Source organism: Natronomonas gomsonensis (assembly GCF_013391635.1).
Classification (GTDB): Archaea; Halobacteriota; Halobacteria; order Halobacteriales; family Haloarculaceae; genus Natronomonas; species Natronomonas gomsonensis_A.
Genome location: NZ_JACAWU010000002.1, coordinates 51,014 through 69,293 on the forward strand (window position 1 = coordinate 51,014; position 18,280 = coordinate 69,293).

Below are 18,280 nucleotides of genomic sequence, written 5' to 3' on the forward strand. Positions count from 1 at the left end.
CGAACGCGGGGTAAAAAAGCTCGAGCTACGAATCAAAATCGAGCCATGAATCGAATTATCGAATACATTGAAATAACAGTGAACTATGGTTTTGGCTGTCGAAGCAACAATTCGGAAGTGAAATATAGTTGGTAAACACGGGAAATGTAGAACGGAATCGCCGCTTGGACGAGAGCCAATGGGTGTGTCATTTGTTACCAAACTCGGGGCCCAGGATACATCGTATTTGGTTCTGAACACCATACTGAGTGTTTAGAGACCGTGTACTCGCCGAATATGCAGTAAGCCGAACCAACGCCGAGTAAGGTCGACTTTTGAACTGGCCCCCGTGTTTCGAAAGCGGACCGTTTCTGTGAAAATACAGTCATACTACTGATAGAAACGCTGAACGATTGGTCCCTGTTTAACCATCCGGGAGCATCCACTGGGACGCAATGTCACCGACGAGACGAGACACTATCAAGGCAGCAGGTGCGGCGAGCGCTCTCGCAGTGCTAGGAGGGTCCGCCGTGGCACAGGACGAGACAGACGACGGCGAACCGACAGACGACGGAGAGCCGATGGACGGGGTCGTCGCTGACGGTGAAGGCGGCGTTCGTGTCGGACACTTCGTTCCGGATGCGCCCGCGGTGGACGTCCGACTCGTCCCCGTGGCCGCCGCCGAGCCAGCCGACACCGAGGACGAAGAGACCCCAGAGGAGACGGCAACACCCGACGGTGAGGAGACACCGGAGGGAACCGAAACGCCGGCCGAAACGGATGCGCCCGACGGTGACGGCGAACTTAGCGAGGAAACGGTCGCCGAGGGCCTCGAGTTCGGCGATGTCGGCGAGTACGCGACCGTCGGTGCCGGGGTGTATACGCTGCAGATTCTCGCGAGCGAGAGTACGGACGACGGTACGGAAACTGACGACGGCACCGAGACTGACGACAGCACCGAGACCGAGGATACAACCGAGACTGACGACGGTGCCGAGGACGAAAACGGCGAATCCGAAGGCGACGACGCCGTCGTCTACGAGCAGGAGATAACCGTCGAGGAAACGTTCTACACGGCCGCTGCCGTCGGGCAGTTGGGCGAAGAGACCGTCGAAGTGCTGCTGTTGGAGGACTACGACCTCGCACAGGTTCGGCTCCTTCACGCCGTGCCGGACGCACCGGCCGTCGACGTCACCGTCGCTGATTCGAACCTGACCGTGTTCGACGACGTGTCGTTCGGTGATGCTACCGATTACGTCGGCGTCATGCCGGGACAGTACACACTCGAAGTCCGTGCTGACACGCCGTTGAACAACGGCGACGTGGTCGGCACCTTCGACGTCGAGGTCGAATCCGGCACCGCCTACTCGGCGTACGCCACCGGCTTGCTCGGCGAGGAGAGCTTCGACCTCGTGACGAGTCTCGATGGCGTCTCGGACGAGGCCGAGGAACCGAGCGATGGTGAGGAACCACCGGACGACGAAGAGACGCCAGACGACGAAGAGACGCCAGACGACGAAGAGACGCCAGACGACGAAGAGACGCCAGACGACGAAGAGACGCCAGACGACGAAGAGACACCCGACAGCGAAGAAACACCGGACGAGACGACGCCGGACGAAACGACACCGGACGAGACGACGCCGGACGGTGACGGGACGTCGGCCGGAAACGAAACTTCGAACGGTGATGCCGGGAACGAGTCGGACGACGACATCTCCCTCACGCCGAACTTCTGACGCTCGGTTGAGGGACTAATTGGGGTCGGCACCCCATCGTTGTCGATTTTTACCCCCGATTCCGAGGCGAATCACCACGGGAGACTTTAGGCCCACTCGCCGTAGGGAGCGTATGCGCGACCTCGAAGCAATCGACACTGTCGGCGTCGTCGGTGCCGGCACGATGGGCAACGGCATCGCACAGGTGGCCGCGACGGCCGGCTACGACGTCGTGATGCGCGACATCGAACGTGAGTACGTCGACTCCGGACTCGAGAACATCGAATCGAGCCTCTCGCGGTTCGTCGAGAAAGACGACCTCACGGAATCGGAGGCCGACGACGTTCTCGACCGCATCGAGGGAACGACCGAACTCACGGACCTCGCCTCCTGTGACCTCGTCGTCGAGGCTGCCGTCGAGAACATGGACGTGAAACAGGACATCTTCGCCGACCTCGATTCGGCGGTTGACGACGACGTGGTGTTGGCGACGAACACGTCGACGCTGTCGATTACGACTATCGCCTCGGCGACCGACCGCCCCGAACTCGTCGTCGGCGTCCACTTCATGAACCCCGTTCCGGTGATGAAGGGCGTCGAGGTCGTCGTCGGCGAGAAGACCGACGCCGATGTCGTCGCCTTGGCACACGAGTTCTCGGAGGCACTCGGCAAGGAGACGTGGGAATCCGACGACAAACCCGGTTTCGTCTCCAACCGCATCCTCATGCCGTGGATAAACGAGGGGATTCGCGCCTTCGACGAGGGCGTCGCCACCAAGGAGGACATCGACCGCGGGATGAAACTCGGGACGAACGTGCCGATGGGGCCGCTGGAACTCGCCGACCACATCGGTCTCGACATCTGTCTCGACGCCACCGAGACGCTCCACGAGGAGTTAGGCGACCGCTACACGCCCGCGTATCTGCTCACACGGAAGGTCGACGCCGGCGACCTCGGCAAGAAGACGGGCAAGGGGTTCTACGAGTACGACTAACGGGCCAAAGGGTGGCTCGCCGGCGAAATCGGCACGCGAGACCACCGATAGAGGAAACGTAAAGTGCCGACGGCCGTACCTGTGTGTATGGACTTCAGTTTCACGGCGGAACAGAAGCAGGTCACGGACATGGTGTCCGACTTCGTCGACGAGGAAGTCGTCCCCGTCGCCGACGAAATCGACCACGACGACGAGTTCCCGTGGGAGCTCGTCGAGGAACTCGCCGACCTCGGACTCATGGGGATGCCGTTCCCCGAGGAGTACGGCGGTGCGGGTCTCGACTATCACGCCTACCCTGCCGCGTTGGAGGAGATTTCGCGCGGCTCCGGCGGTCTCGGAACCATCGTCGCCGCCCACATCTCGCTTGCGGGCAACATGATTTACGAGTTCGGCGACGAATCCCAGAAAGAGGAGTTCCTGACGCCGCTGGCGGAAGGCGAGGACATCGGCGCGTTCGCGCTGTCGGAACCCGGCGCCGGTAGCGACGTGCCGGCCATGGAGACGACCGCAGAGAAGGTCGGCGACGACTACGTCATCAACGGCGGCAAACTGTGGATTTCCAACGGCTCGGTCGCCAACACGGTCACGGTGTTCGCCAAGACCGACCCCGAGGCCGGCAACAAGGGCATCTCCTCGTTCATCGTTCGTCCCGAGGAGGACGACGGCTTCATCGTCGAGGGCACGGAGGACAAACTCGGCGACAAGGGCTGTCCGACCGCAGAGTTGCGATTCGACAACCTCACCATCCCGGAGTCGCGCCGCCTCGGCGAGGAGGGTCGCGGCTTCGTCCACGCGCTGAAGACGCTCAACGGCGGCCGAATCACCATCGCCGCCCGCTCTGTCGGTATCGCACAGGCGGCGCTCGACGCCGCCCTCGAGTACAGCCAGGACCGCGAACAGTTCGACCAACCGATTTCCGACTTCCAGTCCATCCAGCACAAACTCGCAGACATGGACACCCAGACCCGTGCGGCCCGATTGCTGATGCACTCGGCGGCCGACAAGAAGATTCGCGGCGAGAACTTCGTCAAGGAGGCCGCACAAGCGAAACTGCACGCCTCCGAGGTCTCCCGTGAAGTCGCAAACGAGGGCATCCAGATTCACGGCGGCTACGGCTACACGAAGGACTTCCCCGCAGAGCGGTTCTACCGCGACGCAAAGCTCAACGAGATTTACGAGGGCACCAGCGAAGTGCTGCGCAACACCATTGCCAACGAACTGCTGAACTGAGCGGCTCGCGTTCGGTCACTCGACTCGCTCGGCCATCCACTCGAACTGCCGTTCGACGCCCGTCCGTCCGCCGTCGGTCAGCGAGTACACGTCCTCTAATCCGTCGACGCGCTTCTCGACGAACCCCTTTGATTCCAGTTGTTCCAGCGCACCGTAGAACCGCTCCGGTGGAATCCGGCGGTCGTAGTGGGTTTCGAGGTCGGATTTCAGCTGTTGGGCACGCCGCTCGTCGCCGTACAGCAGCACGCAGATGTCGCGGCGAAGGCCGCTTGTGAGCCACTCCATGGACGATTCTTCGGGGCGGAACGAAAAGACCTCCCGATTACTCGGCGTAGGGGTTCTCTCGGTCTTCCGGCGGGTCCTGGACGCGGAGGAAGGGGTGTTCGGTCGTGTACTCGACCAGCGAGGTGGTGCCGACGAACCCACAGGGTGATTTCTTCAGCGAAATGTACTGCAGCCCGTTGTCGGTAATCCAGGTTTGCAGCACTTGCTCGGCGGCGTTCGTGTAGAATCCCGTGATGCGGTCGGACGTGACGTTCGGGTTGTGGACGTGGACGAGCAGGTCGTCCGAGCGGAGCCAGTGGGCCTCCTGTGCGTATCGGACGGCGCGAGCGTCGTCGGTACCGAGGGTGTTGACCATCGCGTCGGCGTTGATGAGCGAAAATCTCGGGGCGTCGCCCGCTCGCTCGGCTATCGAGTCGAGTATCGACCGGACGCCGGTCGCCGACTCGCTGGCGGCGAAGACGTTGTCCTCGGTTTCGTCCCACGCGCCGATCATGTCGATGACGAACAGTCGGTCGTCTTCGAGGAGGGAATCGAGGCTCTGGTCGTGGCCCTCCAGGATGGTTCGGACGCTGTCCGGGCGCATCCGAATCGTCGGGACGAGGACGATGCTGTATCGCTTGTCGAGGGCGGCGTGCATCATCGCGCCGAACAGCGCGGTCATGTTGGCGTGGCCGTCGTGTTCGAAGAGCACGCCGGTGCCGGTCGCCAGCCCGCCCCCACAGAGACTGTCGAGGCCGTCGATGCCGATGGAGGTGTGTTTGTGAGTCTTCAGTTCGGGCGGTTGCGAGCGCCGGGAGGGGGCACACCGGACGCCGCTGTTCTCGATTTCCGCCTCGACGGTACGGTTGTCGTGGTCGACGCCCCGCATCTTCGTTATTTCGAGGAATCTGTGGGGGTCGCCGTTGACGGGCTCCCGGCGGAGTTCGATGACGCCGTGGGTCGTGAAATCGAGGACGCGGTCGTCGATGTCCTCGGCCGTGAACAGCGCGGTCGCGCCGAGGTCCTTCGTGAACAGTTGGATGAGTTCCAGCAGTTCACGACGGAACAGTTCCTGGTTTTCACCGAGGACCTGAAGCGCCGAGACGCTGTCGAAGACGAGGCGGTCACACCCGGCCGCCGCCCGGAAGTGCCGCGCCACGTTCTGTTCGGTGAGCGGAACGTCACGTTCGTCGATGGCGCTGTTGCCCTCCAGAGTCCGAAGCTTGAGGCGTCTGCCGCTGCCGTCGCCGTCGTCCGGCACCGCATGGAGCGTCGTCACCGCGAGCTCTTCGTGTTCGAGGTCGAACTCGAACTCCGCAAAGGAGTCACGGAGTTCCGCCTGGGTCTGTTCGGTGCTGACGAACAGACACCGCTCGTCGTTTTCCAGTCCCTCCTGCAGGAACTGCATCCCGAATGTCGTCTTCCCCGTACCGGGGCCGCCGCGGACGAGAACGGTTCGATTTCGGGGGATTCCGCCCCGTAGCATTCGGTCGAGAACTGCATCTCCCGTCGCCGCTTTCCCGGTGTCGACATCCGTCATTGTTCATCGCGTCGAACCGAATCTGCATAAAAGTACGCTGGCTTTCGACCGGTAGTTTCGCATACGCCGACCGCTTACACGCGGATATGTCGACGGCCGAGGCCGACGGGATTACCGCCCAGTACCGCGAAACCGACGAAGAGCGCCTGCTCGAGTTCGACGCCGACGGCCGGACGGCGGTCGTCGCACAGAACGTCGAGGGGTATGCGATGTTGAAGGTCCGACCGACCGTCGACGGCGACGAACTGGAACGCTACTACGGGTTCGACATGGCGCTGGACCACGCCGCGGAACTCCTCGGAGTGGCCGTGGCGGACCTCCCGATACCCGAGGCGGCGGCCGACATGGGGATGTGAGCGAGTCGCTGCCGATGTTGCCGGCTTCGGCAGGTGGTTAAGTGAAACCGAGAGATTTCCGGTATGGCGAACGTACGCATAGCTGGAACGGGAATGACGGCGTTCGGCGAACACGCCGGTCGGACGGGCCGTGACCTCTTCGCGGAGGCCGGTATCGACGCACTCGAAGACGCTCAACTCGACCCCGACGACATCGACGAACTGTACTACGGCAATTTCATGGGCGAGTTGGCGGAACATCAGGGCCATCAAGCCCCGCTCTTCGCCGAGGCCATCGGCATCGACGCCCCCGCGACCCGCTTCGAGGCGGCGTGTGCCTCCGGCGGTACCGCCGTCCGTGCGGCGGTTCAAGCCGTCCGCAACGGCGAAGCCGACGCGGTGTTGGTCGGTGGCACCGAACGGATGACCGACATGGGAACCGCCGGCGCGACCGACGGCCTCTCCATCGCCGCCGACGACCTGTATGAAATCAAAGCCGGGATGACGTTCCCCGGCGCCTACGCGCTGATGGCGTCGGCGTATCTCGACGCCTACGACGCCGACGCGGACGACCTCGCACACATCGCGGTGAAGAACCACGACAACGCAGTCGTCAACGAGAAGGCCCACTTCCAGTCGGCTATCACCGTCGAGGACGCCCTGGAGGCCCCCCGCGTCGCCTCGCCGCTCGGCCTCTACGACGCCTGTCCCATCTCGGACGGCGCCGCCGCCGTCGTGCTGACCAGCGAGTCCTTCGCGGCCGACCACGACCTCGATGCACCGGTCACCGTGACGGGAACCGGACAGGGAACGGACAACCTCGCCTTACAGGACCGGGAGTCGCTGTACCGGACGCCGGCCGCCGAAACCGCCGCCGAGACGGCCTACGCCGAGGCGGACATCACCCCCGCGGACGTGGACTGTGCGGAGGTCCACGACTGCTTCACCATCGCGGAGGTCCTCGCGACGGAGTCGCTGGGCTTCTTCGAACCCGGTGAGGGGCTGACGGCGGCGAAGGACGGCAAGACGACTCGCGACGGGTCGATTCCGGTGAACCTCTCGGGCGGACTGAAGGCGAAAGGCCATCCAGTCGGTGCGACCGGCGTCGCACAGATCGCCGAACTCACCAAACTACTCGCCGGTACCCACGCCCGCTCGGATGCCCTCGACGACCCGTCCGTTGGCATCGCCCACAACGCCGGTGGGACGGTCGCGACGGCAACCGTTCACGTCCTCGAGCGGACGACGGAGGTGGACGCATGAGCATCGAAATGCGCCACAACGGCTACGACAACCTCCTCGACGCCATCGAGGACGGCCAAGGGTACTTCCTGGCCTGTCCGGAAGGGCACGGTTCGCTGCCGCCGCGACGGGTCTGTCCCGACTGTGGCAGCCGCGACCTCACCGACGAACCGCTCCCCGACGCTGGCGAGGTCGTCGCGGCGACGACCGTGTCCGTCCCCGGCCCGCAGTTCGCCGACGACGCACCCTACGTCACCGCTATCGTCGACTTCGGCCCGGTCCGTCTCACCGGTGTCGTTCGCGGTACCGACGACGAGCCTGGTCCGGGATTCGTCGTCGGCGTCGATGTCGAGGAGACGAAGACGGAGGGCGAGCGCGTAGTGACGTTCAGGCCACGGTAGGCCCCGGTCCACGGACGGTGAGTTGGACCGAAACGTTAATCCCGCGTATCCCGACCTAACTGGCATGGCTGCCTCTATTCGGGTTCTCCTCGTCGACGACGACCCCTCCCTCGCCGACCTGATGGCAAATCAACTCGGCGAACTTCGCGAGGAGTTTTCCATCCGGGTCGAGACGGACCCAAACGAGGCACTCGAGGCAGTCGATGACGGCGGAATCGACTGTGTCGTCAGCGACTACCACATGCCGGAGATGACCGGTCTCGAACTCCTCCGATACGTCCGGCAGATGGAACCCGACATCCCGTTCATCTTGTTTACCGCCCGGGGGAGCGAGGAAATCGCCAGTGAGGCCGTCTCTGAGGGCGTCACCGACTACTTCCGGAAGCGTCGTGGTGGTGAGCAGTGGCGCGTCCTCGCCAACCGCATCGAGAACGCGGCGGCGCGGTACCGCGCCGAGGCCGAAGCGAGCCGTCGGGAAGCGGCCCTTCGAAACCTCGCTCGAACGGTTATCGACAGTGTCTCGACGCCCGTCGAGGGATTGCTGTCGCTGGGGAGTGAGACGCTTGAAACCGAATACGGTGCGTTTCTGCAAGGCTCCGACGGCAACACCGAGGTCGTCGTCGAAAGCGTCGAGGGGACGCTTCCGTTCCCGACGGACGGCGAGATACCGTTCGCGGACGACATCGGGAGTCCGACGCTTGACGACAGCGGGACCGTCGCCGTCACCGCCGACGCGTCGGCTGAACCCTCCGAGGACGGCTTCAACAGTTACATCGGCGCACCCGTCTACGTCGGCGACGAGCGCTACGGGACGCTGTGTTTCTGTAGCCGTCGGGGTCGCGGCGAGTTCACCGGGTGGGAACGGGCGTTCGTCGAGTTGCTCGCCGACTGGCTCGGCCACGAACTCACGAGCGAATGGGCCCGCGACCGCGAGGAGGCGGTTCGCTCGGCTCGAAGCCGTCTCGAAGCGGCTCACGCGGCGCTCGAGAGCGGCGACGAGGAGGGGCTCCGTGCGGAACTGGAAGCCATCGAGGAACTGCTGGAGCGGGACCCGCCGTCGGCGGTCCCGGTGTCCGTGGAACTCTCCTAGTCGGTGAAGAACTCGGCGAACGCCTCGGGGTGTTCGGCGTGTGGCAGGAGGTCGGCGTCGTCGAAGACCACGAGCCGTGCTTCGGCAGTCTCCGCGAGCGTCCGACCGGTCGACAGTGGCGGCAACTCGGCGTCCCGACCCCAGACGATAGTCGTCGGCACGTCGAGTTCCGCGAGCGTCGCCCCGAGGTCGACATCGAGGTCCAGAAAGCCACTCACGAAGGAGGCCGGCGCGAATCGCGCTCCGGGCTGGTGGGCGGTCGCCCAGTCGTAATCGACCCACTCCTCGGTAATCGACGACTCCCGCGCGAACCCGTGGTCGACGAGGAAGTACCGAATCGATGGCTTCGAGACGAGGAGGTTGTACAGCCCCTCACCGACGACGGGCGAGCGGAGCAGCGACCGGAGCCACGTTCGCCGGCCCGGTATCGTCGAGGCCGTCGGACAGACGAACACGAAGGACTCGACCGCGAGGTCGCCGTCTTCGGCGGCGACGGCCGTGTACGCAGCCGACAGCGACGAGGCCAGCACTGTCGGGTCGTCGGCACAGTCCCGGAGGAAATCCCTGACGAACGCGACGTACAGCGCTCCGGAGTACAGAAGCGGCGGCCGGTCGGAGTGACCGAACCCCGGTAAGTCCGGGGCGATGACGTGGTACTCCTCGGCCAGGGCGTCGACCACGTACCGGAACTCGTGGCTCGACCCGGCGGCGTTGATGCCGTGGAACAACACGAGGTCGGGCGATTCGGCGTCGCCGGCCTCGGTGTAGGCGATGTCGAACCCCCGCCACCGGTACGTCGACAGCGGTCGACCGAGCGGCGGATCGAGGTCCGAACGCTCCCCGCGGAGCAGTCGGTTGCCGACGGCGGCGACGCCGACACCCACGGCGGTACCGCCCAGCAGTCGCTTCAGGTTCATACCACGATTCAGGGCCGACCGTCGCTTAGAACTACCGCCCTCGGCCACCTTCGCGGCTACCGGTCCCGTTGCCGTTCGACACACTCCGCCAGCGGCGCGAGGACCTCGTCGGCGACCGTGTAGGGGTCCGTCTCCCGAGCCAACACCGCGTCGATGTACTCGTTGAGGCCGCCTCTCGCCTCGAGTTCGGTTTCGATGAGGTCGGCGGTGTCCTCCCGAAGCAGCGTCCGAATCTCGGCGCCGTACCGCTGGCGCGCTTGTTCCTCCAACTCGCCCGTCTCCTCGAGCCACACGGCGTGTTTCTCCAGCGTTTCGAGGAACTCTTCGACGCCCTCGCCGGTTTTCGCCACCGTTTCGACGATTTGGGGCTCCCAGCCGGTGTCCTCGTCTTCGGTGTCGTCGCTGGATTCGATGGCGTCGGCACCGTGGTGTCCAGCCATCGGGCCGGCGTTCTGCATGTGAATCATCTCCCGGAGTTCCTTCACCGTGCGGTCGGCGCCGTCCATGTCCGCCTTGTTGACGACGAAGATGTCCGCGATTTCGAGGATGCCCGCCTTCAGCATCTGTACGTCGTCGCCGGAGCCCGGTGGCACCAACACGGCGACCGTGTCGGCGGTTTTGACGATCTCGATTTCGTTCTGGCCGGCCCCGACCGTCTCGACGATGATCCTGTCCTTGCCGAAGGCGTCGAGCGCTTTCACGGCATCAGTCGTCGCCGTCGAGAGCCCGCCCAGAGACCCCCGCGCCGACATCGACCGGAAGAACACGTCCATGTCGCCGACGTTCGAGGCCATCCGGATGCGGTCGCCCAATACGGCACCGCCGGTGAACGGCGAGGACGGGTCGATGGCGATGACGCCGACCGTCTCGCCGCGTTCGCGGTACGTCGCCGCCATCTTGTCGACGAGCGTCGACTTGCCGGCGCCCGGAGAGCCCGTGATACCGACGACTTCGGCGCTCCCGGTGTGTTCGTGGAGCTGAGAGACGAGTTCCCGATACCCCGGACTGCGGTTCTCGATTTTCGTGATGACGCGGGCGAGCGCGCGGTGTTTCCCCGCCAACAAATCGTCGATGAGCGTCTCTTCCGCCGTCATCTATCGTTCTGGGGCGTTCTCGCGGACGAAGTCGATGGTGTCCTGCATCGACGAACCGGGGCCGAATATCTCTGCGACCCCCAGCTCGTACAGTTCCTCTCGGTCGTCGTCGGGGACGATGCCGCCGACCAACACGAGCGTGTCGTCGAAGGCGTCGTACTCTTTCAGCCCGTCGATGATTTTCGGGACGAGCGTGTCGTGGGCGCCCGACAGAATCGAGATACCGAGCACGTCCACGTCCTCCTGAACCGCCGCCTGGACGATTTCGTCGGGCGATTTGTGCAGTCCGGAGTAAATCACTTCGAAGCCGGCGTCGCGGAACGCCCGAGCGATGACGTGAGCGCCGCGGTCGTGGCCGTCGAGGCCGACCTTCGCCACCAGACACCTAATCGTTCGCTGTTCTCCCTCTGTGCTCATACCACACGATTCTGCGGGCAGGTGTTTGACTCTAACGGAGCGCTCGACGACTCTCGGCGGATTTCCACTAGTCCAACTGAAGTTGCGAACGACCGACGAACGTGTGTCGCATCCTCAGGGGGACCGCCGCTTCGATGGGTTTATGAATTCGGTCCGGATAGAAACGGGTGCGTTCGAGGGCTCGTAGATCAGTGGTAGATCATCCCCCTGGCACGGGGAAGGCCCCGGGTTCAAATCCCGGCGAGTCCACTTCCTTCGGTCACTTCGTTCCCTCAGTCAGCTGACTCGCCGGCCCTCGGGAAGCCTCCGACTTCGCTCGGTCCCGGCGAGTTCTATGGCGTAGCTGCCCCCGACTACTTAGATACTCGTCGAGGACTCCGTTCGAGCCGTCAACGACTCGGGGACGAGACGGTAGAACTCGAAGTCGACATCTGCTGGTGGTTGTCCGAAGATGTCGACGAGCGGAATCCGGACGCGTTCGAGGCCTTCGAGGGTCTCCGTCGCAATCGAGGCGTCGGTCGTCTCTTCGAGTCGCCCCTCGGCGACGACGCTCTGCCAAGTGTCGTCGACAGTACCGTAGGTCACGAACGAGACTGGTCGGTCGAGGAGGTCGCTCTTCTCTCGGTCCTCGTCGGCGGCGAGTCGGAAGTAGAATGTCTCCTCGGCGGCGTCGTACCCGTAAGAGACCGGAAGCGAGTGCGGCGCTTCGCCGCCGTCGGTCGGAAAGGAAATAACGCCCGTTCCGCCGTTGCCGAGGAATTCGTCTCGCTCGTCGTCGTCCATCGCCACGGAGTCCGGAGCTGTCATACGAACCGATACGGCGCGGAGCGTTAAAAAACGGGCCGGCGGTCTGGCGTCGCTCGTCGCAATCACGTGTGGCGTCGTTCGTCTCCTCGTCACGGTGTGGGAAATCCGTTCGGACGAAACGGGCCGAAGACAGCAGTTCGACAGGATTCGGCCCCCGACGGAGTTTTGAGCGACTGTACAATTATTACCATCCTCTGCGTGTGTCCGCCGGGATTTCAGATGTCGGACGACGAGGGGGCGTACACTCGGCTGCAACGGGTCGGGATAGTTCTCGGTCCGCTGTCGTTCCTCTTCGTGCAGTTCGGCGTCTCGCCGGCGAGTCTGTCACCGGCGGCGAATGCCGTGCTGGCGTGTACGCTCTGGATTGCGGTGTGGTGGATGACCGAGGCAGTTCCGATTCCAGTGACGAGCCTCCTTCCGATACTCCTGTTTCCGGCACTCGGTGTCACCAGCGTGACCGACGCTGCGGCCCCCTACGCGGACCCCGTCGTCTTTCTGTTTCTCGGTGGATTTCTGGTGGCTCTCGCCATCGAACGGTGGGGGCTCCATCGGCGCATCGCGCTCAACGTGTTGCTCCGTGCCGGCGAGGATGCGCGTCGGTTGATTTTCGGGTTCATGCTCGCAACGGCGTTTCTCTCGATGTGGGTCTCGAACACCGCAACGGCGATGATGATGGTTCCCATCGGGATGGCCGTCGTCGCCCAGCGGCAGGCGTTCCGAGCGCCGGATGACGCTACGCCGAGGTACTCGGTCTCGACGCTGGATGCACTCGAGGCGGGTGAAACCACGCTTAGGCAGTCGAATTTCGGCGTCGCGCTCATGCTCGGCATCGCCTACGGCGCCTCGATAGGCGGTGTCGCGACGCTCATCGGAACCCCACCGAACGCGATTCTCGCTGGAATCGCGAGTTCCTCTCTCGGCGTCGAAATCGGCTTCGTCGAGTGGATGCTGTTCGGCGTCCCGACGGCGCTCGTGTTCCTGCCCGTGGCGTGGCTCGCTTTGATTACCGTCTTTCCCCCCGACACCAGCGCGGTCTCCGCGGGTCGCTCCGTCGTCCGCGAGCAGATGGCTGCCCTCGGACCGATGAGTACGGGCGAACGACGCGTCGTCGTGGTGTTCGGCGTCGTCGTCTTCGGGTGGCTGCTTCGGCCGTTCGTCATCGAACCGGTCGCGCCCGCAATCACCGACACCACGATTGCCCTCATAGGCGGCGTATTGGTGTTTCTGGTGCCCGTCGACCTCCGCCGCGGTGAGTTCCTCCTCGATTGGGAGGCAACCACTCGAGTCCCGTGGGGCGTGTTGCTCCTGTTCGGGGCGGGGTTTTCGCTCGCGCGGGCCTTCCAGTCCAGCGGACTCGACCGCTGGATAGCGGGTGGGTTGTCCGGCCTACAGGGCGTCGATTTAGTCTGGGTTCTGCTCGCCGTCGCCGCGCTCGTCGTTTTCCTCACCGAAGTCACCTCGAACAGCGCGACGGCGTCGCTTTTTATCCCGGTGATGGTCTCTCTCGGGGCGTCGCTGGCTGCACCGTCGCTCGTGCTCATGGTGACCGTCGCGGTCGCCGCCTCGATGGCGTTTATGCTTCCGGTTGCGACGCCCCCGAACGCGATCGTCTTCGGAAGCGGCTATCTGTCCATCCCCAAGATGGTCCGCGTCGGTATCTGGCTGAACCTCCTCGGCATCCTGTTCGTGACCGCGATGGCGTACCTCTGGCTCCCGTTCGTGTGGGGTATCTGATATCTGTTGACTCGGCGTCACCGTCGCCGACCGGACAGAGCGGGTCCGTTACGAACCGGTGTCGGTTACCGAACGCTGGCGGCGAACAAGAGCCGAAACCCCTCGCCTGAGACGCTGTGAAACCGCGTTGTCGGAGACTCCGAGGTCGTCTGCGAGTTCGGTGAGCGTCACCTCCCGTGGCACCTCGAAGTAGCCCGCATCGAGGGCGGCGTACAGGGTCTCGCGCTGAACGTCGGTCAGCGGTCCCTCCTCGTCTACTGTTTCGTTGCTGCTGTACACCTCACCGACCGAGAGGTCGATTCCGTAGTCGAGACACCACGCGTGGAACTCGCTGAGTCGGTCGTGGTCGGGGAATCGGAGTTCGAGCGACCACGAGGTACCGTCGCTCACCGCCTCGACGAGGACCGCATCGGATTCGACGAGCCCCTCGACGAACTCCTCGGCATCCGAGGTCCAGCCGACGCGGATGAGCGTATCGCACCCGAACGTATCGATGACTTCGAACCCCTCGACGTCGGGGTCTTCACGGAGTGCCCGACTCGTGGCCTCGGTGTTTTGCTCCGCCACCCACAGATACGGCACGAGGCTCTCATCGAAGGCAGCGATGCGGTCCAACCTGACGGAGCTGCCGGAATGTTCGGCGAGCAGTCGTTCCAACACGAAATCAGATGCAGAAACGGAGACACTCACCCGGACGCTCATCGTTCACCCATCCCCTCCATCACCCTGTACGATAGGATTGCCCAATCAATAAAATTCTTATTGCCGATTCAGCGACCGGTTGCTCAGTCGGTGATAGTGACGCCACCGAAAGCGACGAACCCGGAGACGACGATGTCGACCTCCCGGTTCGGGTCGGCACTCCGCGGTCTGTCGTCCGTCGCGCCGCCCAGAATCGGGATGACGTCCAACCGGACGTTCCACTCCCGGGGGACGACGATGTCGACGCCGCCGAACAGCGCGACTGCGTTGATGCGGGCGGGTCGGTCACCGATTTCTGCATCCCGGAGGTCGAGTTCCGTCCCACCGAACACCGCCGTGAGGTCCGCCCCGGCGAACTGCTCGGAGGTACTGCGCCGCTCGGAGCCGCCGAACACTGCGAACGCCGAGACGCTGTCGTCGTCGACCTCACGTACCCCCGTTCGGTACTGGCCGAGCAGTATCGAGAGGCCGAATGCGATGACGAGGAGGGGCCAGTACACGACGAGTTCGTCCCACGTCGCGTATCCGAGGGCGAGGAGCTGCCACGCCGTCCCGATGCCGACGAGGACCACGGGACCGACGAGGTTCCGGAACCGGCTTCCAACTAGTGCCCACAGCCCGACGACCACGAGGAGCGACGGGGCGTACCGAAGCAGGTCACCGGTTTCGAAGACACCGGTCGTATCGAGCAGTACGAGGATGCCGACGAGGACGACGAGGATGCCGAAGAGCAGTTGGCTCGTCGGGAGCCGCCGGGAGGGAGACGTTTCGGTTGCCATACGAAGAAAACGGCGCGAAACAATATAACACCGGTCGGTTAGTCTCGGAATCCAAGAACGACCGGTCGCTTCGGCCGCAGCTCTCGCGCTACTGGTCGTGTCGCTCGACACTGTCTTCGACTCTCGCGGCCATCTCATCGCGGGAAATCCGTCCCTCTAGGTACTCCTCTATCCACTCGGATTTCATCTGCCACGTCGCGACGAGCGTCCCATCGACGACGACGCGGGCGTCGAGTCGCTCGACGGCCCATCCGCTCTCGCCGTACACGCGGTCGAAGAACGCTCTCGCGGCGGCGTCGATGCTGTTCCTGACGCTCTCCTCGGTCGGTTCGGCGGGTTCGTACTCGAGGTTGACGTGAGATTCGTCGTCGACGGCGAGTTCGCGGACGGTGATTCCGTTCTCCGTCAGGGCCTCCCTGAACGCTTCCCGTCTGATGTCGCTGCTCTCGCTGTCGGGCGTTGCCGTCGTGTCATCGCGTCCGCTACAGCCTGCGAGGAAGGCACTGCTCGCTAGGGTCAGGCCGGCGAGATACTGGCGACGGCGCATACCCGGGCACTCGCCGTCACGCTTTCGTAAGCGTTGTGCCTCTCATTGACGGGTCCTACCGCCGTCACTAGACGGCACGCTCTTGGCCGTCGCTCCCGGAACTGGGCGTATGTACTCGAAAGTGCGTTCGCTTCTCGGTCGGTCCCTGCCAGTCGTCGGCACGCTGTATCTCGTCTACCTCGCCCTCCAGCCGCCGCCGGCACGCTACATGGGAATCGCGTGTCTGGCCATCGTCACGCCGTTTCTCGTCGGCTGGGTGGCCGGAAACGTCTTCGACGTTGGGCCGTGGAGCTAGGGTTTGTGCGTGAAGATGAACGCCTGTCCGTCCTCGACGCCGACACAGAGGTCGAGCTGTTTCGAGAGGTTGAGACTCGTGGGGTTCTGCTTGCAGACGACGAGGTCGTCGAAGGGCTCCTCGCAGGCTGGGCAGGCGACGGCGACCGTGTTCTGGTAGGACTTGATTGCGGGGTTCTCTTCTCGGGGCGTCAGCGACGCGAGGAGTTCGTCTGTATCGATGTCCATACGTGGACAAACGGCGGGTTCCTATTCAATCTCGCGGGAGCTACGGCTTCGGAAACACAATTGAATTGACAAAACGGGAATGCCTCAGTCGTCGTCTTCTATGCCGCGGTCCCAGACGTTCGACACCGACTCACCGGTCGGCGGTGTGTGGTCGACTTCTTTGAGGGTTGCTTTCTCTGTCATCGTGGCACGTTGTAGCACATCCGACGTACTTAACGGTTGATTGGAATCTCGTTTAATACATTATACCATATTAATATTTCTGTTATTCCTGCAGAATGGCGAATTAGAACACATATGGTTGGTGATAGGGGCATAACTACTCTAAAATTGGCCGGACAACGCAGTACGTGTGCAACTGTCGATTATCGAATTCGGGTACTACAGCGTATTCGAAGCTCGATACGACGCTTCGAACACGCGCTCTGAAACGGCCACGTCGCTTATTGTCGTGTAACACGCGAAGGGGTGTATGGACAGTCCACCGTCCCGTGTGGGCGACCGAGCGCAGTCGTCGCCCATCGGCATCGTGCTCATCCTCGGGATTACGCTCACGGGTGCGGTCGGACTCGCGGTTTTCGGTGGTGCCGCACTCGACGACGCCCAACAGGACTCCCGGGTCGGACAGGCCGAACAGTCGATGACGCAGTTCGACTCTCAGGCCGCCCAAGTCGCCTTGGGTGAATCCGACTCCCAGCGGGTACAGTTCGGGTCCAACAGCGGCCAGTACTCCGTCGACGAAGACGCCGGAAACGTCCGGCTGATTCACAAGAACTGGAACGAGAGCAATACAACTGACCACGAGTACGAAATCTACAACGCGTCGCTCGGTTCTGTTGTCTACGAATCCGGCGACAGCGAACTCGCCTATCAGGGTGGCGGCGTCTGGCGGACCGACGACGACGGCGACGCACGACTCGTCTCCCCGCCGGAGTTCCACTATCGACGTGCGACGCTGACGTTCCCCATCGTCCGCGTTTCCGGCGATGACAGTGTCAGCGGCTCCGCGAGCGGCCGAATCTCCCGCGTGAAAACCGCAGACCGGATATTCGCCAATCAAAGTGAGACCTACCCCGACGGCAGCACGAAACTCCTGAACCCGGTCCAGAACGGGAACATGACTGTCGAAATAACGAGTCGGTACTGTGAGGGCTGGCGGGATTACTTCGAGGAGCGGACCGACGGTACGGTTTCCGACTGCGACAGCGACGGAACCGTCACCGCACAACTCGTCACGCTCGGGACGCAGGGTGCGTTCAACGTGCTTGACGGCCAAGAGCTGAACATCCGCGGCATGGAGAGCGGTCACTCGCTGGACGAACTTGAGATTACGTTCGTGGACTCCAGCGGGCAGAGCTCCGACTTCAACAACTTCGGGTGGTCGATGTACGGCGAGGACGACAACGGTACCGAAATCGAAATGTACGTCGAAAACAACGGGGGCGGTAATCTCGACTGTGATGCTGGTGAAACTTGGAACACGACAGTCGTCTTCTACTACAGCCCTAACAGCGGTGATGACTATCACACATGGGTCAACGACGAGAACAACGGGGATGGCAATTTCCAAATCGCCTGTAATGGTGACGACGAGCCGGAACTCACCGTCGACTTCACCAGTGGAAGTACCAACCTCACGTACAAGGATTATCGTGACTTGAATATAAAAAATGACCTTCAGGCAGACCCTGATACCGACGGATTTAACGACACTGTCTCGTTTAGCGAACATTCCGACGACAACGCGAGTATCACGTATCCGGACGACCGGGATCAAGAACCGGCGGAATTACCGGTCAACCACTACTTCGCGATGGCCGATGACTTGGACATGGAAGTCTGGGAGCAAAACAACGCTAATATAGGCGACGACTCACAGGGCCTCATCCAATACGAGGGCAACGGTGAAGTCGTCACGTTCCTCCACGTCACCGACAACCAGATTCGGGTCGAACTCGACTGACGCCG

The 18,280-nt window shown here is 63.1% G+C and carries 20 protein-coding genes and 1 tRNA gene; 11 read left to right on the top strand and 10 right to left on the bottom strand.

The window, feature by feature from the left end:
* Nucleotides 1-509 precede the first annotated feature (509 nt).
* The 3 genes from HWX69_RS08460 to HWX69_RS08470 all read left to right on the top strand — a co-directional run bounded on the left by HWX69_RS08460 (nt 510) and on the right by HWX69_RS08470 (nt 3,921).
* On the top strand, nt 510-1,718 hold the full coding sequence (locus HWX69_RS08460) for a DUF4397 domain-containing protein (protein WP_178916692.1): 1,209 nt from the start codon (nt 510-512) through the stop codon (nt 1,716-1,718).
* A 112-nt stretch (nt 1,719-1,830) separates the two neighbouring features.
* Complete coding sequence (locus HWX69_RS08465; RefSeq protein WP_178916693.1) at nt 1,831-2,691, top strand: 3-hydroxyacyl-CoA dehydrogenase family protein; 861 nt, start codon at nt 1,831-1,833, stop codon at nt 2,689-2,691.
* An 87-nt stretch (nt 2,692-2,778) separates the two neighbouring features.
* Nucleotides 2,779-3,921 carry an acyl-CoA dehydrogenase gene (locus HWX69_RS08470; RefSeq protein WP_178916694.1) on the top strand — a complete coding sequence of 381 codons (1,143 nt, stop codon included), beginning with the start codon at nt 2,779-2,781 and terminating at the stop codon, nt 3,919-3,921.
* Nucleotides 3,922-3,936: 15 nt separating this feature from the next.
* On the opposite strand, the gene HWX69_RS08475 is transcribed toward HWX69_RS08470, so the two are convergent.
* Entirely contained in the window at nt 3,937-4,206 is a 270-nt protein-coding gene (locus HWX69_RS08475; RefSeq protein WP_178916695.1) for a PadR family transcriptional regulator, read from the bottom strand.
* A 37-nt stretch (nt 4,207-4,243) separates the two neighbouring features.
* Complete coding sequence (locus HWX69_RS08480; protein ID WP_178916696.1) at nt 4,244-5,725, bottom strand: ATPase domain-containing protein; 1,482 nt, start codon at nt 5,723-5,725, stop codon at nt 4,244-4,246.
* Nucleotides 5,726-5,811: 86 nt separating this feature from the next.
* Between HWX69_RS08480 and HWX69_RS08485 the strand changes: the two genes are divergently transcribed.
* From HWX69_RS08485 to HWX69_RS08500, 4 genes are all read left to right on the top strand, one after another.
* Complete coding sequence (locus tag HWX69_RS08485) at nt 5,812-6,081, top strand: DUF7111 family protein (RefSeq protein ID WP_156709356.1); 270 nt, start codon at nt 5,812-5,814, stop codon at nt 6,079-6,081.
* Nucleotides 6,082-6,144: 63 nt separating this feature from the next.
* The gene (locus HWX69_RS08490; protein ID WP_178916697.1) at nt 6,145-7,323 is read left to right on the top strand and encodes a thiolase domain-containing protein; all 1,179 of its coding nucleotides are present in this window, start codon (nt 6,145-6,147) and stop codon (nt 7,321-7,323) included.
* A gap of 8 nt (nt 7,324-7,331) precedes the next feature.
* Nucleotides 7,332-7,703 (top strand): OB-fold domain-containing protein, encoded by a 372-nt coding sequence (locus HWX69_RS08495; RefSeq protein ID WP_178918317.1) that lies wholly within the window; start codon nt 7,332-7,334, stop codon nt 7,701-7,703.
* Between the two features lie 64 nt (nt 7,704-7,767).
* On the top strand, nt 7,768-8,793 hold the full coding sequence (locus HWX69_RS08500; protein ID WP_178916698.1) for a response regulator: 1,026 nt from the start codon (nt 7,768-7,770) through the stop codon (nt 8,791-8,793).
* Here the strand turns inward: HWX69_RS08500 and HWX69_RS08505 are convergent.
* Genes HWX69_RS08505 through HWX69_RS08515 form a run of 3 tightly spaced genes read right to left on the bottom strand, consistent with a single transcriptional unit; the run spans nt 8,790 to nt 11,221 of the window.
* A complete protein-coding gene (locus HWX69_RS08505) occupies nt 8,790-9,710 on the bottom strand; it encodes an alpha/beta fold hydrolase (RefSeq protein ID WP_178916699.1) in 921 nt (306 codons plus the stop codon). The two genes, HWX69_RS08500 and HWX69_RS08505, sit on opposite strands and share 4 nt — an antisense overlap.
* Before the next feature lie 56 nt (nt 9,711-9,766).
* Entirely contained in the window at nt 9,767-10,804 is a 1,038-nt protein-coding gene (meaB, locus tag HWX69_RS08510; protein WP_178916700.1) for a methylmalonyl Co-A mutase-associated GTPase MeaB, read from the bottom strand.
* Nucleotides 10,805-11,221: a cobalamin B12-binding domain-containing protein gene (locus tag HWX69_RS08515; RefSeq protein ID WP_178916701.1), complete on the bottom strand. Its 417-nt coding sequence runs from the start codon at nt 11,219-11,221 to the stop codon at nt 10,805-10,807.
* A gap of 177 nt (nt 11,222-11,398) precedes the next feature.
* Here HWX69_RS08515 and HWX69_RS08520 point away from each other — a divergent pair.
* Nucleotides 11,399-11,470 (top strand) — tRNA-Ala (locus HWX69_RS08520).
* Between the two features lie 108 nt (nt 11,471-11,578).
* On the opposite strand, the gene HWX69_RS08525 is transcribed toward HWX69_RS08520, so the two are convergent.
* Complete coding sequence (locus HWX69_RS08525; protein WP_178916702.1) at nt 11,579-12,028, bottom strand: pyridoxamine 5'-phosphate oxidase family protein; 450 nt, start codon at nt 12,026-12,028, stop codon at nt 11,579-11,581.
* A 219-nt stretch (nt 12,029-12,247) separates the two neighbouring features.
* Between HWX69_RS08525 and HWX69_RS08530 the strand changes: the two genes are divergently transcribed.
* Nucleotides 12,248-13,762, top strand: a complete 1,515-nt coding sequence (locus HWX69_RS08530) for an SLC13 family permease (protein ID WP_178916703.1) — start codon at nt 12,248-12,250, stop codon at nt 13,760-13,762.
* A 48-nt stretch (nt 13,763-13,810) separates the two neighbouring features.
* On the opposite strand, the gene HWX69_RS08535 is transcribed toward HWX69_RS08530, so the two are convergent.
* The 3 genes from HWX69_RS08535 to HWX69_RS08545 form a co-directional block, all read right to left on the bottom strand.
* Nucleotides 13,811-14,464 (bottom strand): helix-turn-helix domain-containing protein, encoded by a 654-nt coding sequence (locus HWX69_RS08535; protein ID WP_178916704.1) that lies wholly within the window; start codon nt 14,462-14,464, stop codon nt 13,811-13,813.
* A gap of 83 nt (nt 14,465-14,547) precedes the next feature.
* On the bottom strand, nt 14,548-15,243 hold the full coding sequence (locus HWX69_RS08540; RefSeq protein WP_178916705.1) for a LiaF transmembrane domain-containing protein: 696 nt from the start codon (nt 15,241-15,243) through the stop codon (nt 14,548-14,550).
* 88 nt (nt 15,244-15,331) lie between these two features.
* On the bottom strand, nt 15,332-15,790 hold the full coding sequence (locus HWX69_RS08545) for a hypothetical protein (protein ID WP_178916706.1): 459 nt from the start codon (nt 15,788-15,790) through the stop codon (nt 15,332-15,334).
* A gap of 109 nt (nt 15,791-15,899) precedes the next feature.
* Between HWX69_RS08545 and HWX69_RS08550 the strand changes: the two genes are divergently transcribed.
* Entirely contained in the window at nt 15,900-16,085 is a 186-nt protein-coding gene (locus HWX69_RS08550) for a hypothetical protein (RefSeq protein WP_156709346.1), read from the top strand.
* On the opposite strand, the gene HWX69_RS08555 is transcribed toward HWX69_RS08550, so the two are convergent.
* Nucleotides 16,082-16,312 carry a DUF7385 family protein gene (locus tag HWX69_RS08555; RefSeq protein ID WP_156709345.1) on the bottom strand — a complete coding sequence of 77 codons (231 nt, stop codon included), beginning with the start codon at nt 16,310-16,312 and terminating at the stop codon, nt 16,082-16,084. The genes HWX69_RS08550 and HWX69_RS08555 overlap by 4 nt on opposite strands.
* 472 nt (nt 16,313-16,784) lie before the next feature.
* Between HWX69_RS08555 and HWX69_RS08560 the strand changes: the two genes are divergently transcribed.
* Nucleotides 16,785-18,275: a DUF7289 family protein gene (locus HWX69_RS08560; protein ID WP_178916707.1), complete on the top strand. Its 1,491-nt coding sequence runs from the start codon at nt 16,785-16,787 to the stop codon at nt 18,273-18,275.
* Nucleotides 18,276-18,280: the final 5 nt, after the last annotated feature.

Bases quoted from the DNA above. Each gene is read 5' to 3' on its own strand.
- HWX69_RS08465 (WP_178916693.1), top strand. From the start codon at position 1,831: ATGCGCGACCTCGAAGCAATCGACACTGTCGGCGTCGTCGGTGCCGGC.
- HWX69_RS08470 (WP_178916694.1), top strand. From the start codon at position 2,779: ATGGACTTCAGTTTCACGGCGGAACAGAAGCAGGTCACGGACATGGTG.
- HWX69_RS08475 (WP_178916695.1), bottom strand. From the start codon at position 4,206: ATGGAGTGGCTCACAAGCGGCCTTCGCCGCGACATCTGCGTGCTGCTG.
- HWX69_RS08480 (WP_178916696.1), bottom strand. From the start codon at position 5,725: ATGACGGATGTCGACACCGGGAAAGCGGCGACGGGAGATGCAGTTCTC.
- HWX69_RS08485 (WP_156709356.1), top strand. From the start codon at position 5,812: ATGTCGACGGCCGAGGCCGACGGGATTACCGCCCAGTACCGCGAAACC.
- HWX69_RS08490 (WP_178916697.1), top strand. From the start codon at position 6,145: ATGGCGAACGTACGCATAGCTGGAACGGGAATGACGGCGTTCGGCGAA.
- HWX69_RS08495 (WP_178918317.1), top strand. From the start codon at position 7,332: ATGCGCCACAACGGCTACGACAACCTCCTCGACGCCATCGAGGACGGC.
- HWX69_RS08500 (WP_178916698.1), top strand. From the start codon at position 7,768: ATGGCTGCCTCTATTCGGGTTCTCCTCGTCGACGACGACCCCTCCCTC.
- HWX69_RS08505 (WP_178916699.1), bottom strand. From the start codon at position 9,710: ATGAACCTGAAGCGACTGCTGGGCGGTACCGCCGTGGGTGTCGGCGTC.
- meaB (WP_178916700.1), bottom strand. From the start codon at position 10,804: ATGACGGCGGAAGAGACGCTCATCGACGATTTGTTGGCGGGGAAACAC.
- HWX69_RS08515 (WP_178916701.1), bottom strand. From the start codon at position 11,221: ATGAGCACAGAGGGAGAACAGCGAACGATTAGGTGTCTGGTGGCGAAG.
- HWX69_RS08525 (WP_178916702.1), bottom strand. From the start codon at position 12,028: ATGACAGCTCCGGACTCCGTGGCGATGGACGACGACGAGCGAGACGAA.
- HWX69_RS08530 (WP_178916703.1), top strand. From the start codon at position 12,248: ATGTCGGACGACGAGGGGGCGTACACTCGGCTGCAACGGGTCGGGATA.
- HWX69_RS08535 (WP_178916704.1), bottom strand. From the start codon at position 14,464: ATGAGCGTCCGGGTGAGTGTCTCCGTTTCTGCATCTGATTTCGTGTTG.
- HWX69_RS08540 (WP_178916705.1), bottom strand. From the start codon at position 15,243: ATGGCAACCGAAACGTCTCCCTCCCGGCGGCTCCCGACGAGCCAACTG.
- HWX69_RS08545 (WP_178916706.1), bottom strand. From the start codon at position 15,790: ATGCGCCGTCGCCAGTATCTCGCCGGCCTGACCCTAGCGAGCAGTGCC.
- HWX69_RS08550 (WP_156709346.1), top strand. From the start codon at position 15,900: ATGTACTCGAAAGTGCGTTCGCTTCTCGGTCGGTCCCTGCCAGTCGTC.
- HWX69_RS08555 (WP_156709345.1), bottom strand. From the start codon at position 16,312: ATGGACATCGATACAGACGAACTCCTCGCGTCGCTGACGCCCCGAGAA.
- HWX69_RS08560 (WP_178916707.1), top strand. From the start codon at position 16,785: ATGGACAGTCCACCGTCCCGTGTGGGCGACCGAGCGCAGTCGTCGCCC.